The sequence below is a fragment of the Erwinia aphidicola genome, assembly GCF_014773485.1.
GTDB lineage: Bacteria > Pseudomonadota > Gammaproteobacteria > Enterobacterales > Enterobacteriaceae > Erwinia > Erwinia aphidicola.
On record NZ_JACXBP010000004.1, the window covers coordinates 263,146 to 281,468 of the forward strand.

The following is an 18,323-nucleotide window of genomic DNA, read 5'->3' on the forward strand; positions in this document are numbered from 1 at the left end:
CGACCGAAAAAGAAGGTCGGCCCCTACCTGATGCGAGGGTTTAAAACGCCGGCTCTAGGACGAAAATCTTCACATCAACCACATCATGCTTAATCGCCGTGCGGTGGCGTTCCATATGGTCGGCCTGCTGGTGCTGCTCAAGGTGGCGCAGCGACTCCCAGTGCTCAACCATAAAGATCGACTCCGGCGAATGCTGCTTCCACGGCACCTGGGCTTTGTGGTCGATCAGCGTCTGATAGCTGCCGCAGCCCTCTTCAGCCAGCACGATTGGCGTTAACGTCTCTATCGCCTGCAGAACAGCAGTACGGCGGCCTGGCTTGATACAAATTTCCGCAATCACGGTCAGCATACTGTTTTCCTTCTTACTCGAATGGGCGAACTACCAGTTAAGCAAAAATTTCGCTCAGATGAGTCCGATAGCGTGCGATATCCCCGGCAATATCCGGCTGTTTGATCACATCGTTACAGATAAAGGTCGGCAGACCGTCCATGCCAAGGAACTGGTTGGCTTTGTGGAAGTGCAGATACAGGCCGTCGACGCCGACGCCCTCGAAGAACTGCTCAGGGTCGGTAAACGCCTGCAGCGGTGCATTCCAGGTGAGGGAGAGCATATAGTTTTTACCCTGCAGCAGGCCGCCTGAACCATATTTTTTCGCCGCGTCGGAGCGGGTCCGGCCATCGCTGGCGTACAGTTTGCCGTGACCTTCGGTAAACACTTCGTCGATGTATTTTTTCAGCGTCCACGGTTCGCCCATCCACCAGCCCGGCATCTGGTAAATGAGGGTATCGGCGGCGAGGTATTTTTCAATTTCGTCGGCGACCACATACCCGTCGTCGACCACGGTGACATTGACCTGGTGACCGGCATCGCGCAGGAAGCTGGCGGCAACGTTGGTCAGGGTATGGTTTAACTCGCCTTTGGAGTGGGCGAAGGCTTTACCGGCATCAATAATTAAAATCTGGCTCATGAATTTCTCTCAGCTGTGTGCAATTTCTGTGAGTCTACCGGAGGACAGCGCCGGGAAAAATGTGGTATCAATCACAATACTCTTGCGTTTTAAGCAACAATGCAGGGAACAGGACCGACAGTGATAACAACAATGAGAGAAAAAGCATGATGATGAAATCCGGGGTGGTCATCGCCCTGATGCTAGTGGCAGGTAGTGCCAGCGCCCAATCGCGCCTCGACCGCGTGATGCAAAGCAAGACCTTAACCGTGTGTACTACCGGGGATTATAAGCCTTACACCTACCTGCGCCCGGACGGCAGTTACGAAGGCATTGATATCTCACTGGCGCAGTCGCTGGCGAAAAGCCTCGGTGCGGAAGTGAAGTGGGTGCCGACCAGCTGGAAAACCATGACCCCCGATTTTATTGCCAAGCAGTGTGACGTGGCGCTGGGCGGCGTATCGGTGACGCTGAAGCGCCAGCAGACGGCATGGTTTGCTAACCCGCTGGACACCGACGGCAAAATCCCGCTGGTGCGCTGCGCCGATAAAAAGAAATACCGCACCGTTGAGCAGATGAACAAAGCGTCGGTGCGCCTGATCGAACCGGCGGGCGGCACCAATGAGGCCTTTGTTCATGCGTATCTGCCGCAGGCAAATCTGACGTTATTCCATGACAACGTGACGATTTTCCAGCAGCTGGTAGATAAGAAAGCCGATGTGATGATCACCGATGCATCGGAAGCGCTGTACCAGCAGAAGCGTTTTCCGCAGCTGTGCGCGATCAACCCGGATAAGCCGCTGCAGTACGGCGAGAAGGCGTGGATGCTGCCGCGTGATGATATCAGCTGGAAGATGTACGTTGACCAGTGGCTGCACCTCAGCAAAGCCACCGGTGAGTATCAGCAGGTTGTCGGGCAGTGGTTAGCCGCCAAATAACCTGACAGGGTCGGGCATGTCCGACCCTGGATTCACTTCCCGGTTAACGATACAGATCCGCTTTCCCGGCCGAGCCAAACAGCGACATCTTGTAGGCGATCACCTCTTTTGCCGCCTGGATCGGCTGCGGATAGATCACGTTCGGATCCCACCACGCCTCAAGGCTTAAGATCTCACGCGCTTTGGCAAAGTAGGCATACTTCATATCGCTGGAGATGTTGATCTTGCCAACGCCGAGCGTCACCGATTCGGCGATCTCCGCATCCGGGTTCGCCGAGCCGCCGTGCAGCACCAGCGGGATCGTCACGCGCTGCGAGATATCGCGCAGAATATGCATCTGCAATTCCGGCTTGAGATCCTTCGGATAGATGCCGTGCGCGGTACCAATGGCCACCGCCAGCGTATCGACGCCGGTGCGCGCCACAAAATCCTCCGCCTGTGCCGGATCGGTGTAGATCACTTTACTCACGCCCCCCTCTACCGAGGTGCCGGTATCGCCAATGGTGCCCAGCTCGCCCTCCACCGAGATCCCCACCGCGTGCGCCAGCTTTACCACCTCCTGCGTCAGCGCCACGTTCTCTTCATACGGCAGCAGCGACCCGTCGATCATCACCGAGGTAAAGCCGCACCGAATGGCGCGCTGCACGTGCTCAACCGACGCGCCGTGGTCGAGATGGATCACAAACGGGATGCGGCTGCGCAGCGTGCGCTCGCGCACGTAGCCAAAGAACTCATCGGTCACGAACTCCAGCTCGCTGGGGTGGATGGAGATAATCGCCGGGCTGTTGCTGGCTTCAGCCTGCTCAACCACCGCGCGGATAAAGCAGCTGTCGGCGACGTTAAACGCCCCAATGGCGAAGCGGTTTTCACGGGTGGGTTTTAACAGTTCGTGCATTGACATCAACATGGTCTATTTCCTCAGGGTCAGATTTCAGGCAAGACTTTCCTGCACCAGTGACGGGTCACTGACGGAATGCAGGGCGAACGGAAAAAATTAACGGTGACGCTTTACGGGCAGAGCGGGAGCCGCAGAGAGGCTCCAGCCCCACTTCATTCCAGGGTAAATTTAATGTCTTCGTCGCGCACGCTGGCGTCGTCCACGTCGTCGAACTCTTCATCCGCCGCCGTCACCGGCTTCTTCAGCAGCGACAGCATCACGCCGCAGATGACCGTGCCGATGCCCAGCGCCAGGCAGAACAGCGCGGGTTTGGTGAACAGCGGCACCACAAACATTCCGCCGTGCGGTACCGGTGCCTCCACGCCCCAGACCATGATCAGCCCGCCAGCGATGGCCGAGGCAACGACGCAGCTGCCGACCACGCGGAACAGGTCGCGGGCGGCAATCGGGATCACCCCTTCGGTGATCAGGCAGATGCCCATCGGGAACGCCGCCTTCAGCGCCTCTTTCTCTGCCCGGGTGTATTTATTGCGCGTCAGCAGGAAGGAGAGGGTGATGCCAAACGGCGGGATCATTGAGCCGACAAACTTCACCGCTTCCGGCCCGTAAATGCCGTCGACCAGCATGCCGTCAGCGAAGAGCGACATGGTTTTGTTTACCGGCCCGCCGAAGTCAAAGGTGGCCATTGCGCCGAGGATAGCCCCCATCAGGAAGCGGGAACCGCCCTGCATCGACTCCAGCAGGTGGTACAGCGCTTTCTGCAGCCAGGCGATCGGCTGGCCAATCAAGGTCATCATCAGCAGCCCGGCGATAATGGTGCTGAGTACCGGCAGGATCATCACCGGCATCAGCCCCTGCATCGAAGCAGGCAGTTTGATGGTGCGCCGCAGCAGCAGCACGGTGTAACCGACCAGGAATCCGCCGAGGATGCCGCCGATAAACCCGGTGCCGATCTGTCCGCAGATAAAGCCGACGATCAGTCCCGGCGCAAAGCCGGGGCGGTCGGCAATCGACCAGGCAATGGCAGCCGCGATCAGCGGCACGATCAGCCCCATCCCCCAGCCGCCAATTTGATTCAGCATCCAGGCGATAGTCCCCGGGTGTTTCCCCACGTCCGGCCCGCCGATCACCTGGCCAAGCGCAATACAGATCCCGGCGGCGACGATCAGCGGGATCATCCACGAGATGCCGGTCAGCAGATGCCCCTTTATCTCTTGTCCTATGTTGCTGGTTTGCGTACGCATAGTGATTTCCCCGAATGACGGTTCAGGCGCGCTCTAACGAGCCGGCCACTTTTTCCAGGAATTTCACCGGGGACTTGATCACGATATCGGTTTTGACCCGTACCACCGGCTTGCCTTTGAAACGCTCTTCGCCGTTGATTTTGATATCCACCGCGAGGATCACCACGTCAGCGGCGGCGATATCCGCTGCGCTCAGGGCATGCTCGGTGCCGATGGTGCCCTGGGTCTCCACCAGGATGTCGAAGTTGAGCGCTTTCGCGCCCTTAATCAGTTTTTCACGCGCGATGTAGGTATGCGCGATGCCTGCGGTGCAGGCGGCCACACAAACGATTTTCATGATGTGCCTCGCTTCTTATTAACAGAGGTCTGTTTCCGCGTACTGGCTGAACAGTTGGATAATGCTGTCGGCATCCTGCTCCTGTAACAGTTGGGCAATCACCTCATCATCGGCCAGCGCGCAGGCCACCTGAGACAGCAGGCGAATATGCGTGGTGTTTTGATCCTCCATGCGTACCGCGAACAAAATAATGCAGCGCACTTCGCTGCCGTCGAGCGTTTCCCACGGAATATCGGCGCGGGTGCGGCCGATAGCCAGGGTGGTCTGCTTCACCGCCAGCGATTTGCCGTGTGGAATGGCGATATGATTTTCAAAGCCGGTGGAGCCCTCTGCTTCACGTAAATAGACGTCGTGAATAAAATCCTCTTTTGAGGTCAGGGCGCCATCCGCATACAGCAGGTCGGTCAGTTCACGGATCGCTTCATCTTTACTGCGGGCGTTCATGTCTAACTTGACGCGCCGGGCGCTGAGAATCTTATTAATATCCATCGGCAAACCTCTTTAAAAACGTTATGAAAAGGCGTGTTCACAAGCCTTGATGCGATCGGAAGCCAGCTGCAGTTTGCTGGCGATAACTCTTTCGGTGACGCGCTTGATATCGTCATCGTTAAAAAAGGCCGAAACATACACCACCGGCAGCGGCAGCTCGGCCAGATGAACGGTAGAGATCACCAGCTCAATATCCTGCTGCTGGCAGTGCTGCGTCACGGTGCTGGCGGAGACCACGCCAACGATCGTCCAGTCGGGGAAAGCGCGCAGAATGCGGCTTTTCAACAGGTGTGAGGTGCCGACGCCGCTGGAGCACACCACCAGGATGCGCTTGTGGGCAATTTGCCGCTCCAGCGCGGCCTGAAAATGCACCGTCAGATAGCCCACCTCATCGTCGGCAATGTCAGCCAGCTGGAAGCGCTGGCAAACGCGATGAATGGCGTGGCCCGTCAGCTGATAGATATCCGCCAGCTCCTGTTTAATATCTTCCAGCAGCGGATTACGAATGCGGATATGATATTTCAGGCGGTTCAGCAGCGGCTTAATGTGCACCAGTAATCCTTCGTGCAACAGGCGGTCATCGCGCAGGTCAATATTAATTACCTCGGAAAAAGTGGCGATTAAATCCAGCGTTAAACGGCGTGACTCACTGTTGGATAGCTGGCAGTACAGTGGCGGATTATTTTCACTCTCCTCAATGACAATGCCGGAGGAAATAATATATTGATAAACAAACCACACTTCATCGCGTGGCAGGATATTACCAATACGCCGTTCGATGTGATTGACCATCTGCTGCGCGATATTAAAAATAGCCTCATCCGGCTGCTGATTAATATTCTCTTCGTTGAGAATAAGCGGGTTACCTAAAGACATGCGGTGCATCATAATTAAAATATGGGTAAACAGATTGATGTAATATGGTTCACCCAGCGGGTAGCCCAGCTGCTGCTCCATCTGCTGCAGGATCTGCTGCACATACAGCACCTCCTCCTCGCCGAAATAGTGCGTCAGGGCTTTATAGCTGCCGGGGTCGAGGCGGGAATGATTGACGCTGCCCGGCTCCTGATAGTTCATCACATCGTTAATCAGCGTGGCCATCGCCTGGCGGATATGATTTTCGCTGCCCTCAATATGCGTCCCGCTCTGGCTGCGCACCAGCGTCAGGCCGAGCGGGGCAATCCAGCTCTCAATCATCTTCAGGTCATTGACGATCGAGGCGCTACTGATGAAGTAACGTTCGGACAGTTTACTGATGGAGGTTTCGCGCGGCGTATCGCTCAGCAGCTGCGAAGCAATTTTCACCCGGCGCGAATTGTTTGCCAGCGCTTCAGCGCCGCCGTCTTCCGGGGTGATGAGCTGCTCCAGCAGCATCAGGCGCTGGCTATCGTCGACCAGCAGCATAATGCCGCTGCCAATTTTTTTATCGCTGGCGATATTCCACTCGGCCAGCATCTCTTCGATAAACTGGATATCGCGGTGGACCGTCTTTTCCGATACCGCCAGCAGCTGGGCGATATTTTTAACCGGAACATACTCCTGATGTTGCAGCAGGTACTTAAGTAATTTGTTTTGTCGGGAGCTAAGTATTTGCATCATATCACCCTTTTTTGCCCGTTCGGCGGTGTCTTATTGTTAATAGATTCTCATGTTTTATTCATTCACCGTGCCGGACTGAATTTATCTGGCGCCAACTTATGATGATGAATTTAGTCGCTGCGGGGAAAGGGGACAATACTAAAGGTTGTCCGTCAGGTGGGACAAAATTAAAACGATCCCGCAAGAGGTAATTATTTGGGAGGGAGATCACATTAATCCATTTCTGAATAAATGTGATCGCGTTCTCATATTATTTTCATGAATGATTATAGCGGGCATAAATTACATTTTTCGCTCGTTAGCGACAATTTGTGGCTGACAGCACGGCTTAACCGCTGATCCCTGTGACAGACCCTCACCAGATAAGGTACTATCCTCGCCAAACTTACCGCTGTGTGGCGCCTTGCCCTTAACGCGCCGCGAAGTGAGGAAAAGAGAACAATGAGTGACCTGACGCAGGATGGCGCAGAGCGCCTTCCCCTGCACACCTTTACCGAAGATGCGTACCTGAAGTACTCCATGTACGTCATCATGGACCGTGCGCTTCCTTATATCGGCGATGGCCTGAAACCGGTTCAGCGCCGCATTATTTACGCCATGTCCGAACTGGGCCTGAGCAACAGCGCCAAATTTAAAAAATCGGCACGTACCGTCGGTGACGTGCTGGGTAAATACCATCCGCACGGCGACAGCGCCTGCTATGAAGCGATGGTGCTGATGGCGCAGCCGTTCTCCTACCGTTATCCGCTGGTCGATGGCCAGGGCAACTGGGGGGCACCGGACGATCCAAAATCCTTCGCCGCGATGCGTTACACCGAATCGCGCCTGTCGAAGTATGCGGAAGTGCTGCTGGGCGAACTGGGTCAGGGTACCGTTAACTTCGTACAGAACTTCGATGGCACCATGCAGGAGCCCTCCATGCTGCCGGCGCGCCTGCCGAATATTCTGCTGAACGGCACCACCGGCATCGCGGTCGGCATGGCAACGGATATTCCGCCGCACAACCTGCGCGAAGTGGCGAAAGCCGCCATCACGATTATCGATAACCCGAAAACCACGCTTGATGAGCTGCTGGATATCGTGCAGGGGCCGGACTATCCGACCGAGGCCGAAATCATCACGCCGCGCAATGAAATCCGCAAAATCTACCAGAGCGGTCGTGGCTCGGTGCGTATGCGCGCGGTGTGGAAAAAAGAGGATGGCGACGTGGTGATCACCGCGCTGCCGCACCAGGTTTCCGGTGCGCGCGTGCTGGAGCAGATTGCCACGCAGATGCGCAATAAAAAGCTGCCGATGGTGGAAGATCTGCGGGATGAATCCGATCACGAGAATCCGACGCGGCTGGTGATTGTGCCGCGCTCTAACCGCGTGGACATGGATCAGGTGATGAACCACCTGTTTGCCACCACCGATCTGGAGCGCAGCTACCGAATCAACCTGAATATGATCGGCCTGGATAACCGCCCGGCGGTGAAAAACCTGCTGGAGATCCTCTCCGAATGGCTGGTGTTCCGCCGTGACACGGTGCGCCGCCGCCTCAACTATCGTCTGGAAAAAGTGCTCAAGCGCCTGCATATCCTTGCCGGTTTGCTGGTGGCCTTCCTCAATATTGATGAAGTCATCCACATCATCCGTAGTGAGGATGAGCCGAAGCCGGTGCTGATGTCGCGCTTCGACATTTCAGAGACCCAGGCCGAAGCGATCCTCGAACTGAAACTGCGCCATCTCGCCAAGCTGGAAGAGATGAAAATTCGTGGTGAGCAGGATGAGCTCGAGAAAGAGCGCGCCCATCTGGAAGCGCTGCTGGCCTCCGAGCGCAAAATGAATACCCTGCTGAAGAAAGAGCTGCAGGCCGACAGCGATGCCTACGGCGACGATCGTCGTTCCCCGCTGCGCGAGCGTGAAGAAGCGAAAGCGATCAGCGAAAATGAGCTGGTGCCGTCTGAGCCAGTCACGATTGTGCTGTCGCAGAGCGGCTGGGTACGCAGCGCCAAGGGGCACGATATCGACCCGACCGGCCTGAGCTACAAAGCCGGTGACAGCTTCCGCGCTGCCGCACGCGGCAAGAGCAATCAGCCGGTGGCCTTTATCGACTCCACCGGGCGCAGCTACGCGCTCGACCCGGTCACGCTGCCTTCGGCACGCGGGCAGGGTGAGCCGCTGACCGGCAAACTCACCCCGCCGCCGGGCGCAGTGGTGGAGCAGGTGCTGATGGAGAATGACGATCAGAAACTGCTGATGGCTTCCGACGCCGGTTACGGCTTCGTCTGTACCTTCAGCGATCTGGTCTCGCGCAACCGCGCCGGTAAAGCGCTGCTGAGCCTGCCGGAAAACGCCAAAGTGATGACGCCGATGGCGATCCACAGCAATGACGATCTGCTGCTGGCGATCACCACTGCCGGACGGATGCTGATGTTCCCGGTGGGCGACCTGCCGCAGCTGTCGAAGGGCAAGGGCAACAAGATTATCTCTATCCCTGCGGCGCAGGCCGCTTCGGGTGAAGACAAGCTGGCCTGGCTGCTGCTGCTGACGCCGCAAAGCGACATCACGCTGTACGTGGGCAAGCGCAAGCTGACGCTGAAAGCTGCCGATTTGCAGAAATTCCGCGCCGAACGCGGCCGCCGTGGCACCCTGTTGCCGCGCGGCCTGCAGCGTATCGACAAGGTAGAAATCGAAGGGCCGGTGCGCGCTGCTCCGGTGGATGACAGCGAAGAGTAACGACGGCGGCCTGCATGCGGGCCGCTGCCTTTAAGTGACGACGAGGTTTTGATGCTTGCTATTTTACGTACCATCATCGTGGTGGTGTACTCGATTCTGCTGTGTGTCTTTGGCTGTATTTACTGCCTGTTCAGCCCGCGTAACCCGCGCCACGTGGCAACCTTTGGCCACCTGTTTGGCCGTCTGGCGCCGGTCTTTGGCCTGAAGGTAGAGCTGCGTAAGCCGCAGGGCGCAGAGAACTATCCGAATGCAATTTATATCTGTAACCATCAGAATAACTACGACATGATCACCGCTGCCGCGATTGTGCAGCCCACCACGGTGACCGTGGGCAAAACCAGCCTGCTGTGGGTGCCGTTCTTCGGCCTGCTGTACTGGCTGACCGGTAACCTGCTGATCGACCGTGATAACCGCGCTAAAGCGCACGGCACCATCGGCGAGCTGGTGGCGCAGTTTAAGAAGAAGAAGATCTCATTCTGGATGTTCCCCGAAGGGACGCGCAGCCGCGGCCGCGGCCTGCTGCCGTTTAAAACCGGTGCCTTCCACGCGGCCGTCGCGGCTGGCGTACCGATTATTCCGGTGGTGGTCTCCAACACCCACGGCAAAATTAAGCTCAACCGCCTGAAAAACGGCCTGGCGATTGTCGAAATGCTGCCGCCGGTGGATACCGCAGCTTTTGCCGACCAGTCGGTGCGTAAGCTGGCGACCCACTGTCGCGAGCTGATGGCGGCTAAGCTCGATGAATTAAATGCCGAAGTGGCCGAGCGCGAAGCCGCAGGTAAACTATAAATTAACGCAGTGGCCGCACTGGCGGCCAGGCTGACCGCGAAAAACGGCAGCACAGGACGCGGCAGCACAGCCCGCGCACAATGATAAAAAATGGAATACGGCCACTGCGGTGGTCGGTTTTTTGGCTTACGGAGTGGGTATGTCCTTCAGTCGTCGTCAATTTATTCAGGCATCGGGCCTTGCCCTGTGCGCTTCTGCCTTACCCTTCAGCGCCCGCGCAGCGGGGCCGGGTAATCCCTTACCTGTTCCTCCGCTGATTGAATCCCGCCGTGGGCAGCCGCTGTTTCTGACGCTGCAGCGCAGCCACTGGTCATTTGATGGCAACAGCAAAGTGCCGGTATGGGGCGTTAACGGCCTGTACCTGGGCCCGACGGTGCGCGTCTGGGCGGGTGATGACGTGAAGCTGATCTACAGCAACCGCCTGAATGAGCCGGTGGCCATGACGGTCAGCGGCCTGCAGGTGCCGGGGGCCCTGATGGGCGGCGCGGCGCGCATGATGTCGCCGGGCGTTGACTGGGCGCCGGTGGTGCCGATCCGTCAGCCTGCCGCGACCTGCTGGTATCACGCCAACACGCCGAACCGTATGGCACCCCACGTCTATAACGGGCTGGCCGGGATGTGGCTGATTGAGGATGAAGTGAGTAAGTCCTTACCCGTGCCGAACCACTACGGCGTCGATGACTTCCCGCTGATTATTCAGGATAAACGTCTCGACAACTTTGGTGCGCCGGAGTACGACCCGCCGGAAAACGGCGGCTTTATCGGCGATACGCTGCTGGTCAACGGTATTCAGAATGCTTATGTGGAAGTGTCGCGCGGCTGGGTGCGCCTGCGCCTGCTGAATGCTTCGAATGCCCGGCGCTATCAGCTGCGGATGAGCGACGGTCGCCCGTTCAACGTGATTGCCAGCGATCAGGGCTTCCTGCCTGCGCCGGTGGCGGTTGAGCAGCTGTCGCTGGCCCCGGGCGAGCGGCGGGAGATCTTGGTCGATATGTCGCAGGGGGATGAAGTGTCGATCACCGCCGGGGAAGCCGCCGGCGTCATGGATCGCCTGCGCGGATTCTTTGAGCCATCCAGCATTCTGACCTCGACGCAAATACTCAACCTGCGGCCCACCGGGCTACTGCCGTTAGTGACCGATAACTTACCGATGCGCCTGCTGGCGGATCAGATGATTGAAGGCGCGGTCAGCCGCACCCGTGAATTCCGCCTTGGCGATTCCGTACCGGGTATCAACGGCGCGCTGTGGGATATGAACCGCACTGACGTGCAGGCGCAGCAGGGCAGCTTTGAACGCTGGATTGTCCATGCTGACACGCCGCAGGCGTTCCATATTCAGGGCGTGATGTTCCTGATTAAAAACGTCAACGGGGCGCAGCCAATGGCGGAAGATCGCGGCTGGAAAGATACGGTGTGGGTGGATGGCAGCGTTGAGCTGTTTGTCTCCTTCCCGCAGTCAACCTCGGAGCATTTCCCGTTCACCTATTACAGCCAGACGCTGGAGATGGCGGATCGCGGGACGGCGGGGCAGTTAGCGGTGAATCCAACGTTGTAATAAAAATCTGCATCGCCAATGCGGGCGGACCTGAAAAGCGTCCGTCCCTGCAAGCTGACGCGGCGCTTAAATCGTAGGGGGCGACCCATTTTCCGGTCGCCCCTGTTAACGATCTATCAATTAATTCAGTTCATCCGGGTTCGGGCCCAGACGTTTGCCCTGATCTAACTTGGCAATTTCGCTAATTTCCGGTTTTTCCAGACGGAAATCAAACACCTTGAAGTTCTCTTCAATACGCGATGGCGTGACCGATTTCGGGATCACCACCAGGCCACTATCGAGGTGCCAGCGGATGACGATCTGCGCCGGAGTCTTGCCATATTTTTTCGCCAGGTGCTTAATCACCTCCTGATCGAACACCCCTTTACCACCCTGAGCCAGCGGGCTCCATGATTCGGTCTGGATCTGGTGCATGGCATTCCACGCGTGCAGCGTGCGCTGTTGCAGCATCGGGTGCAGCTCCACCTGATTGACGACCGGGCTGACGCCAGTTTCATCCAGCAGGCGCTTGAGATGCGCTTCCTGGAAGTTACAGACGCCGATGCTTTTGGTCAGCCCCTGCTGCTGTAGCTTGATCATCGCTTTCCAGGCTTCAACGTAGTTATCTTTCTGCGGGCAGGGCCAATGCATCAGATAAAGATCGACGCTGTCCAGCTGCAGTTTCTTCAGGCTGGTTTCCATCGCGCTTTCGGCATTAAGCTGATCGTCATTCCACAGTTTGGTGGTGACAAAAATATCCTCGCGTGCCACGTCGGTCTCTTTCAGCGCCTGGCCAATGCCCTCTTCGTTCTTGTAGATGGCGGCGGTATCTATGGAGCGGTAGCCCACTTCCAGCGCTTTCACGGCGGCGGCGCGCGCGTCGTCAATCGTGGCCTGCCAGACGCCCAGCCCCAGCTGCGGCATCATGTTGCCATCGTGCAGTTTAATCATCGGTTGATCGGCCATGTTAATCTCCTTTTCAGCAAGTTACCGCCGCTCAGCAGCGGTAGATGTGATCAAGTCTAGTTGAATCACAGACGAATGCCGGGCGATTAGGAGGCATCCTGGTAGATACGGCGGCTGACGTCGAGGGTGATATCCTGGCGCTCGCCCAGCGCGGTCAGGCCTTTCTCTTCCAGTTTTGCCAGCAGCGCCGGGATTGAGGAGCCGTCGAGCTGATAATCGCTAAAGCGCGTCGGCACGCCCATCTGTTCGAAGAAGCTGCGGGTGGCGGCAATCGCGCCATCGATACGCCGGTCCTCGCTGCCTTCATTGATTCCCCAGATGCGTTCAGCGAACTGCAGCAGCTTCTCGCGCTTGGTATCGCGCTTAACGTTCATCAGCGACGGCAGCACAATCGCCAGCGTCTGAGCGTGATCGAGCCCGTGCAGCGCGGTGAGTTCATGGCCGAGCATATGGGTGGCCCAGTCCTGCGGCACCCCGGCGCCAATCAGGCCGTTAAGCGCCATGGTGGCACTCCACATCACGTTGGCGCGCACGTCGTAGTTTTCCGGCTCGGCCAGCGCGCGCGGGCCTTCCTCAATCAGCGTCAGCAGCAGGCCTTCGGCGAAGCGGTCCTGCACGCGGGCATCAACCGGGTAAGTCAGATACTGCTCAATGGTATGCACAAAGGCATCGACCACGCCGTTAGCAATCTGGCGCGGCGGCAGGCTGTAGGTGTAAACCGGGTCGAGCACGGCAAAGCGCGGGAAGACGTGGTTATTGCGAAACGCCTGCTTGTCGTGGGTCGCACGGCGGGTGATAACCGCGCTGCGGTTGGACTCCGAACCGGTGGCGGGCAGGGTCAGCACTGAGCCAATCGGCAGCGCTTGTTCAATCTCTGCTCCGCCGGTTTGCAGAATATGCCACGGGTCCTGCGGATAGAACGCCGCTGCGGCAATAAACTTGGTGCCGTCCAGCACCGAGCCGCCGCCGACCGCCAGCAGGAAGGTGATCTTCTCGCGCTTCACTACCTCCACCGCCTGCATCAGCGTTTCATAGCTCGGGTTCGGCTCAATTCCGCCAAACTCCTGCACGTCAAAACCCTGCAGGGCGCTGTAAACCTGGTCCATCACGCCGTTGTTTTTCACGCTGCCGCCGCCGAAGGTGATCAGCACTTTGCTGTCAGCGGGGATCTCAGCGGCTAAATGGGCAATCTGGCCCTGGCCAAACAGAATGCGGGTCGGCGTATGCAGTACAAAATTATTCATGTCGATAATCCTGGTGAGTGGCGGCGGCAAAGTCTGAGATTGATTGTGAGCAGTGCTGCTGCTTTGCTCAATGCACATTTCTACCTGTTTCTTGCCTGATCCTCCAAAGGGCTGGAGAATTCGCAGGCAGCAGGCGATGATATCGTCACTGTTTTTTCAGCAGCGGGAACCTCTATGGATCGTAAGGCAATCTGCGCCCGACTGGCGCAACAGGTTATTGGGCTGGTTACGCAGGATAAAACCCGCGTTGCCCCGGTGCCGGGCATCAGCCTGATCTATGCCGATCAGCACTGGGCGCGCCAGCCGGTGATGTACCAGCCTGCCATTGTCATCCTGTTTCAGGGGCAGAAAACCGGCTACCTTGGCAGCAGCGTGTTCAGCTATGACGCCACCAAATATCTGATGCTAACCGTGCCGCTGCCGTTCGAATGCGAAACCTTTGCCACGCCGGAAGCGCCGCTGGCCGGGCTATCGCTGCGCGTTGATGCGCTGAAGCTACAGGATCTGCTGATCGACATTGGCGATGACGACGGTTTCCACCCGGAGCCGCAAACCCGCGGCATCCACTCGGCGCTGCTGACGGAAGAGATGCTGTGCGCCACCGAGCGCCTGCTGGACGTGATGAAAGACCCGCGCGATGCCCGCGTGCTCGGGCCGCAGATCGTGCGCGAAATTCTCTACCACGTCCTGCAGGGGCCGTGCGGCGGTGCGCTGCTGGCGCTGGTCAGCCGCCAGACGCAGTTCAGCCAGATAGCCAGGGCGCTGCGGCGCATCGAGCACCATTTCACCGACAGCCTGAGCGTGGATCTGCTGGCGGCGGAGGCGAATATGAGCGTCTCCGCGTTCCACCACAACTTCAAGGCGGTGACCAGCACCTCGCCGTTGCAGTATCTGAAAAGTTACCGCCTGCACCAGGCGCGCATGATGATGTTACAGGAAGGGATGAAGGCCAGCGTGGCGGCGATGAAGGTCGGTTATGAGAGCGCATCGCAGTTTTCCCGCGAGTTTAAGCGCTACTTTGGCGTGACGCCGGGCGAAGAGATGACGCGCATGCGCCAGAGCGGTTAAGCAACAAGCCCGGATTCACCGGGCTTTTTTTCTGCGCATCACCAGCGCAATACTGCCAATAAGACCGATGGAGAGCATCACCAGCGGCAGCACCATCAGGCAGGCCATCACCTGGTCTTCATGGCGTTTAATAAACGGTACCTGGCTGATGGCATAGCCGAATCCCACCAGAATCAGCACCCACAGCAGACCGCTCAGCCAGTTGAACAGCTGGAAACGGGTGTTCTTTAATCCGGCAATCCCGGCAAGGGTGGGCAATATGGTACGGACAAACGCCAGGAAACGGCCGACTAGTAGCGCCATCAGGCCGTGGCGGTTGAACAGGTTCCATGCCCGCTGGTGATACTGAGCGGGCAGGTGCATAAGCCAGCCCTGAACCATTTTGGTGTTGCCCAGCCAGCGCCCCTGCAGATAACCCAACCAGCAGCCGAGGCTGGCAGCGGTAGTCAGGATCAGCAGCGTGGGGATAAATGCCATCGCCCCTTTGGCGATCATCGCTCCTGCCAGCAGCAGCAGGCTGTCACCGGGCAGAAACGCCGCGGGCAGCAAGCCGTTTTCCAGCAGCAGCGTCAGAAACATAATCCCGTACACAATCCAAATCACGTCCGGATTGGCCAGCGCGGCGAAATCCTGATGCCACAGCGCCTGAACAATCTCGTGTAATACACCCATTAGTTATCCCGTAACCTGCATAGCCTTGATACTTGACGCCACAGCTGCATTAGCTGCGTACGGACACCCAGGTGACTGACTTCTGTAAGCTCCCGGGGATGCGCGTACTTGCCGCCTTGCCGTCACGCCAATTATTTTGGCTATTGAAATTTCGCTGTCCATTGTAGCTGCAATTTCGCTTCAACACCTTGATCAAAGGCGCGAAGCCGGGAGGCTATTAACACTTTGTTGAAGCTTTAGGGCATGACTGGCTTAAGCGTGCAAATCCGGCAGCAAGGTCGTCAATCAGATCGTCGACGTTTTCCAGCCCGATATGCAGGCGCACCAGCGTGCCGCTGAAATCGATGCCGCCCGCGGGACGGATCGCCGCCAGCTCTTCCGGCTGGTTCGCCAGAATCAGCGACTCATAGCCGCCCCACGAGTAGGCCATGCTGAAATGGCTGAAGTTGTCGAGGTAGTGTGCCAGCTGCTCGCGGCTCAGCTTCGCCTTCAGTACAAAGGAGAACAGACCGCTGCTGCCGCTGAAATCACGCTGCCAGAACTGATGTCCTTTGCACTGTGGCAGCGCCGGGTGGTTGACCACCGCCACTTCCGGGCGTTCGGCCAGCCAATTGGCAACGCGAATGCTGCTCTCTTCATGCTGACGCAGGCGCACTGCCAACGTGCGCAGGCCGCGGCTGGTCATATAGGCGGTGTCGGCATCGACCATCTGGCCCATCAGGTAGGAATTCTCGCGCAGCTGCGCCCAGCAGCGCGCGTTGGCGACGGCGGTGCCGATCATCGCATCCGAATGGCCGATCAGATATTTGGTTCCGGCCTGGATCGAGATGTCCACGCCGAAGTCCAGCGCGCGGAACAGGATCCCGGCACCCCAGGTGTTGTCGATCATGATGATCGCATCCGGCGCTTTGCTGCGGATCGCCGCGACAATGGCCGGAACGTCCTGCACTTCCATGGTGATCGAAGCCGGAGATTCGAGGAACACCACGCGCGTATTGGGCTGCACCAGCTCGGCAATTTCGCTGCCCGCGCTGTGATCGAACCAGGTGGTCGTGACATTCATTTTACTGAGGATTTTTGTGCAAAAATCCTGAGTCGGCTCGTACACGCTGCCGCTCATCAGCACGTTATCCCCCGCGCAGACAAAGGCGAGGATAGCGTTGGCTACCGCCGCTGCACCACAGGGATAGAGCACACAGCCCGCGCCGCCTTCCAGCTCGGTCAGCGCCTCCTGCAGGGAGAAGTGGGTGAGGGTGCCACGGCGCCCGTAAAATAGTTCGCCGTCGGCACGCCCGGCGGTGGCGCGTTTTTTATCGGCCACGCTATCAAACACCAGCGATGATGCGCGCTGGATAATCGGATTAACCGAGCCTTGCGTGTAGCGTTTAGCGCGTCCGGCCGCGATCAGCGCGGTTTCAATTTTTTTGCTGCTCATGAAATACCCGTATGATTTTTTGCCCTATTTCAACGTTAACACGCCAGCCTGCCGCGCGGTATGCAGCCTGCGGATAAGTGATAAAAATTCATTATCGCTGCGACAGCGCAGCGCGGGAGATAAAAAAATGTGCAAAAAATGTCCATTAAGTTGTAAATAGTAATGAGAACTACTATCAATTCCCGGCTGTTTTGGTATGATCCGCACTGAATTTTTCCGCTATCGGCTATTAGACGTTGGAGACACAGCGTGACAAATGATTTGATGCAGATGGACCTTTCCGTCTGGGGCATGTACCAGCATGCAGACATCGTGGTGAAAGCGGTGATGATTGGCCTCCTGTTGGCATCGGTTGTCACCTGGGCCATTTTCTTCAGCAAAAGTATCGAACTCAGCGCGGCACGCAAGCGCCTTAAGCGCGAGCAGTTGGCGCTAGCCAACGTGCGTTCGCTGGAAGAGGCCAGCCAGACCTGTGCCGGTTTTAAAGGCTTTAGCCTGAGCACGCTACTGGTAAAAGAAGCGGAAAACGAGCTGGAGCTGTCTGCAGGCTCTGATGACAACAACGGTATTAAAGAGCGTACCGGTTTCCGCCTTGAGCGCCGCGTCGCGGCTATCAGCCGTCATGCCGGTCGCGGTAACGGTTTCCTTGCCACCATCGGGGCTATCGCACCGTTCGTCGGTCTGTTTGGTACCGTGTGGGGCATTATGAACAGCTTTATCGGCATCGCTCATACGCAGACCACTAACCTCGCCGTGGTTGCGCCGGGTATTGCGGAAGCGCTGCTGGCGACGGCGGTGGGCCTGATTGCTGCTATCCCTGCGGTGGTTATCTATAACGTCTTTGCCCGTACCATTGGCAGCTACAAAGCTTCTCTCGGTGACCTGGCCGCCCAGGTTCTGCTGCTGCAGAGCCGCGACCTTGACCTCGCCGCCAGCGCACCGCGCGTTCAGCCCGCACAGAAACTGCGGGTAGGTTAAGCACTATGGCAATGCGATTAAACGAAGATCTCGATAACAACGGTGAAATGCATGAAATCAACGTGACGCCGTTTATCGACGTCATGCTGGTGCTGCTGATTATCTTTATGGTCGCCGCGCCGCTTGCCACCGTTGACGTGCGCGTCAATCTGCCTGCCTCCACCAGTGCGCCACAGCCGCGCCCGGAAAAGCCGGTTTATCTGTCTATCAAAGCCGACAAGCAGCTGTTTATTGGCAATGATGCGGTAACCGAAGAGACGCTGGTCGATGCGCTGACCAAACAGACCGAAGGTAAGAAAGACACCACGATTTTCTTCCAGGCCGATAAGTCCGTCGATTACGCAACGCTGATGGGCGTGATGGATAAACTGCGTCAGGCGGGGTATCTGAAGATTGGTTTGATGGGTATGGAAACTGCCGGGAAATAATCCCGTGTAATGGGTCGACCAAAACGGTGGTCGCCCCTA

Annotated in this window: 18 protein-coding genes; 7 read left to right on the forward strand and 11 right to left on the reverse strand. The window is 57.6% G+C overall.

The window, feature by feature from the left end; translation table 11 throughout:
* Positions 1-40: 40 nt before the first annotated feature.
* On the reverse strand, positions 41-349 hold the full coding sequence (locus ID864_RS11360; protein WP_099753679.1) for a putative quinol monooxygenase: 309 nt from the start codon (positions 347-349) through the stop codon (positions 41-43).
* Positions 350-386: 37 nt separating this feature from the next.
* Complete coding sequence (locus tag ID864_RS11365; protein WP_048914590.1) at positions 387-968, reverse strand: NAD(P)H-dependent oxidoreductase; 582 nt, start codon at positions 966-968, stop codon at positions 387-389.
* A 146-nt stretch (positions 969-1,114) separates the two neighbouring features.
* Here ID864_RS11365 and ID864_RS11370 point away from each other — a divergent pair, with 146 nt between their 5' ends.
* Positions 1,115-1,885 (forward strand): transporter substrate-binding domain-containing protein, encoded by a 771-nt coding sequence (locus ID864_RS11370; RefSeq protein ID WP_396018878.1) that lies wholly within the window; start codon positions 1,115-1,117, stop codon positions 1,883-1,885.
* A 43-nt stretch (positions 1,886-1,928) separates the two neighbouring features.
* On the opposite strand, the gene ID864_RS11375 is transcribed toward ID864_RS11370, so the two are convergent.
* The 5 genes from ID864_RS11375 to ID864_RS11395 form a co-directional block, all read right to left on the reverse strand.
* Entirely contained in the window at positions 1,929-2,792 is an 864-nt protein-coding gene (locus ID864_RS11375; RefSeq protein WP_048914591.1) for a ketose-bisphosphate aldolase, read from the reverse strand.
* 143 nt (positions 2,793-2,935) lie between these two features.
* Positions 2,936-4,027, reverse strand: coding sequence for a PTS fructose transporter subunit IIC (locus tag ID864_RS11380; protein ID WP_048914592.1), 1,092 nt, complete (start codon positions 4,025-4,027; stop codon positions 2,936-2,938).
* 22 nt (positions 4,028-4,049) lie between these two features.
* On the reverse strand, positions 4,050-4,364 hold the full coding sequence (locus ID864_RS11385; protein ID WP_048914593.1) for a PTS fructose transporter subunit IIB: 315 nt from the start codon (positions 4,362-4,364) through the stop codon (positions 4,050-4,052).
* A gap of 18 nt (positions 4,365-4,382) precedes the next feature.
* Positions 4,383-4,853 carry a PTS sugar transporter subunit IIA gene (locus ID864_RS11390; RefSeq protein WP_048914594.1) on the reverse strand — a complete coding sequence of 157 codons (471 nt, stop codon included), beginning with the start codon at positions 4,851-4,853 and terminating at the stop codon, positions 4,383-4,385.
* Positions 4,854-4,874: 21 nt separating this feature from the next.
* Positions 4,875-6,449, reverse strand: coding sequence for a BglG family transcription antiterminator (locus ID864_RS11395; protein ID WP_191149908.1), 1,575 nt, complete (start codon positions 6,447-6,449; stop codon positions 4,875-4,877).
* 444 nt (positions 6,450-6,893) lie between these two features.
* Here ID864_RS11395 and parC point away from each other — a divergent pair, with 444 nt between their 5' ends.
* From parC to ftsP, 3 genes are all read left to right on the forward strand, one after another.
* The gene (gene parC / locus ID864_RS11400) at positions 6,894-9,170 is read left to right on the forward strand and encodes a DNA topoisomerase IV subunit A (protein WP_048914596.1); all 2,277 of its coding nucleotides are present in this window, start codon (positions 6,894-6,896) and stop codon (positions 9,168-9,170) included.
* A 51-nt stretch (positions 9,171-9,221) separates the two neighbouring features.
* Positions 9,222-9,959, forward strand: coding sequence for a 1-acylglycerol-3-phosphate O-acyltransferase (locus ID864_RS11405; RefSeq protein WP_048914597.1), 738 nt, complete (start codon positions 9,222-9,224; stop codon positions 9,957-9,959).
* A 139-nt stretch (positions 9,960-10,098) separates the two neighbouring features.
* Positions 10,099-11,514: a cell division protein FtsP gene (gene ftsP, locus ID864_RS11410; RefSeq protein ID WP_048914598.1), complete on the forward strand. Its 1,416-nt coding sequence runs from the start codon at positions 10,099-10,101 to the stop codon at positions 11,512-11,514.
* Positions 11,515-11,634: 120 nt separating this feature from the next.
* Here ftsP and dkgA read toward each other — a convergent pair whose 3' ends face one another.
* A complete protein-coding gene (gene dkgA / locus ID864_RS11415; protein ID WP_048914599.1) occupies positions 11,635-12,459 on the reverse strand; it encodes a 2,5-didehydrogluconate reductase DkgA in 825 nt (274 codons plus the stop codon).
* Positions 12,460-12,545: 86 nt separating this feature from the next.
* Positions 12,546-13,703 (reverse strand): alcohol dehydrogenase, encoded by a 1,158-nt coding sequence (yqhD, locus tag ID864_RS11420; RefSeq protein ID WP_048914600.1) that lies wholly within the window; start codon positions 13,701-13,703, stop codon positions 12,546-12,548.
* Positions 13,704-13,877: 174 nt separating this feature from the next.
* Here yqhD and ID864_RS11425 point away from each other — a divergent pair, with 174 nt between their 5' ends.
* A complete protein-coding gene (locus ID864_RS11425) occupies positions 13,878-14,771 on the forward strand; it encodes an AraC family transcriptional regulator (RefSeq protein WP_048914601.1) in 894 nt (297 codons plus the stop codon).
* Positions 14,772-14,786: 15 nt separating this feature from the next.
* Here ID864_RS11425 and ID864_RS11430 read toward each other — a convergent pair whose 3' ends face one another.
* Together ID864_RS11430 and metC are read right to left on the reverse strand one after the other, a co-directional pair.
* On the reverse strand, positions 14,787-15,443 hold the full coding sequence (locus ID864_RS11430; RefSeq protein WP_048914602.1) for a DedA family protein: 657 nt from the start codon (positions 15,441-15,443) through the stop codon (positions 14,787-14,789).
* Positions 15,444-15,660: 217 nt separating this feature from the next.
* Entirely contained in the window at positions 15,661-16,878 is a 1,218-nt protein-coding gene (gene metC / locus ID864_RS11435) for a cystathionine beta-lyase (RefSeq protein WP_048914603.1), read from the reverse strand.
* Between the two features lie 249 nt (positions 16,879-17,127).
* Between metC and exbB the strand changes: the two genes are divergently transcribed.
* Both exbB and exbD read left to right on the forward strand, forming a co-directional pair.
* Positions 17,128-17,856 carry a tol-pal system-associated acyl-CoA thioesterase gene (exbB, locus tag ID864_RS11440; protein WP_099753684.1) on the forward strand — a complete coding sequence of 243 codons (729 nt, stop codon included), beginning with the start codon at positions 17,128-17,130 and terminating at the stop codon, positions 17,854-17,856.
* A 5-nt stretch (positions 17,857-17,861) separates the two neighbouring features.
* The gene (gene exbD, locus ID864_RS11445) at positions 17,862-18,284 is read left to right on the forward strand and encodes a TonB system transport protein ExbD (protein WP_099753685.1); all 423 of its coding nucleotides are present in this window, start codon (positions 17,862-17,864) and stop codon (positions 18,282-18,284) included.
* The last annotated feature ends 39 nt before the right edge of the window (positions 18,285-18,323 follow it).

What these genes read in the sequence shown, in the direction of transcription:
- ID864_RS11360 (WP_099753679.1), bottom strand. Translation starts at nt 349, where the DNA reads ATGCTGACCGTGATTGCGGAAATTTGTATCAAGCCAGGCCGCCGTACT.
- ID864_RS11365 (WP_048914590.1), bottom strand. Translation starts at nt 968, where the DNA reads ATGAGCCAGATTTTAATTATTGATGCCGGTAAAGCCTTCGCCCACTCC.
- ID864_RS11370 (WP_396018878.1), top strand. Translation starts at nt 1,115, where the DNA reads ATGATGATGAAATCCGGGGTGGTCATCGCCCTGATGCTAGTGGCAGGT.
- ID864_RS11375 (WP_048914591.1), bottom strand. Translation starts at nt 2,792, where the DNA reads ATGTTGATGTCAATGCACGAACTGTTAAAACCCACCCGTGAAAACCGC.
- ID864_RS11380 (WP_048914592.1), bottom strand. Translation starts at nt 4,027, where the DNA reads ATGCGTACGCAAACCAGCAACATAGGACAAGAGATAAAGGGGCATCTG.
- ID864_RS11385 (WP_048914593.1), bottom strand. Translation starts at nt 4,364, where the DNA reads ATGAAAATCGTTTGTGTGGCCGCCTGCACCGCAGGCATCGCGCATACC.
- ID864_RS11390 (WP_048914594.1), bottom strand. Translation starts at nt 4,853, where the DNA reads ATGGATATTAATAAGATTCTCAGCGCCCGGCGCGTCAAGTTAGACATG.
- ID864_RS11395 (WP_191149908.1), bottom strand. Translation starts at nt 6,449, where the DNA reads ATGCAAATACTTAGCTCCCGACAAAACAAATTACTTAAGTACCTGCTG.
- parC (WP_048914596.1), top strand. Translation starts at nt 6,894, where the DNA reads ATGAGTGACCTGACGCAGGATGGCGCAGAGCGCCTTCCCCTGCACACC.
- ID864_RS11405 (WP_048914597.1), top strand. Translation starts at nt 9,222, where the DNA reads ATGCTTGCTATTTTACGTACCATCATCGTGGTGGTGTACTCGATTCTG.
- ftsP (WP_048914598.1), top strand. Translation starts at nt 10,099, where the DNA reads ATGTCCTTCAGTCGTCGTCAATTTATTCAGGCATCGGGCCTTGCCCTG.
- dkgA (WP_048914599.1), bottom strand. Translation starts at nt 12,459, where the DNA reads ATGGCCGATCAACCGATGATTAAACTGCACGATGGCAACATGATGCCG.
- yqhD (WP_048914600.1), bottom strand. Translation starts at nt 13,703, where the DNA reads ATGAATAATTTTGTACTGCATACGCCGACCCGCATTCTGTTTGGCCAG.
- ID864_RS11425 (WP_048914601.1), top strand. Translation starts at nt 13,878, where the DNA reads ATGGATCGTAAGGCAATCTGCGCCCGACTGGCGCAACAGGTTATTGGG.
- ID864_RS11430 (WP_048914602.1), bottom strand. Translation starts at nt 15,443, where the DNA reads ATGGGTGTATTACACGAGATTGTTCAGGCGCTGTGGCATCAGGATTTC.
- metC (WP_048914603.1), bottom strand. Translation starts at nt 16,878, where the DNA reads ATGAGCAGCAAAAAAATTGAAACCGCGCTGATCGCGGCCGGACGCGCT.
- exbD (WP_099753685.1), top strand. Translation starts at nt 17,862, where the DNA reads ATGGCAATGCGATTAAACGAAGATCTCGATAACAACGGTGAAATGCAT.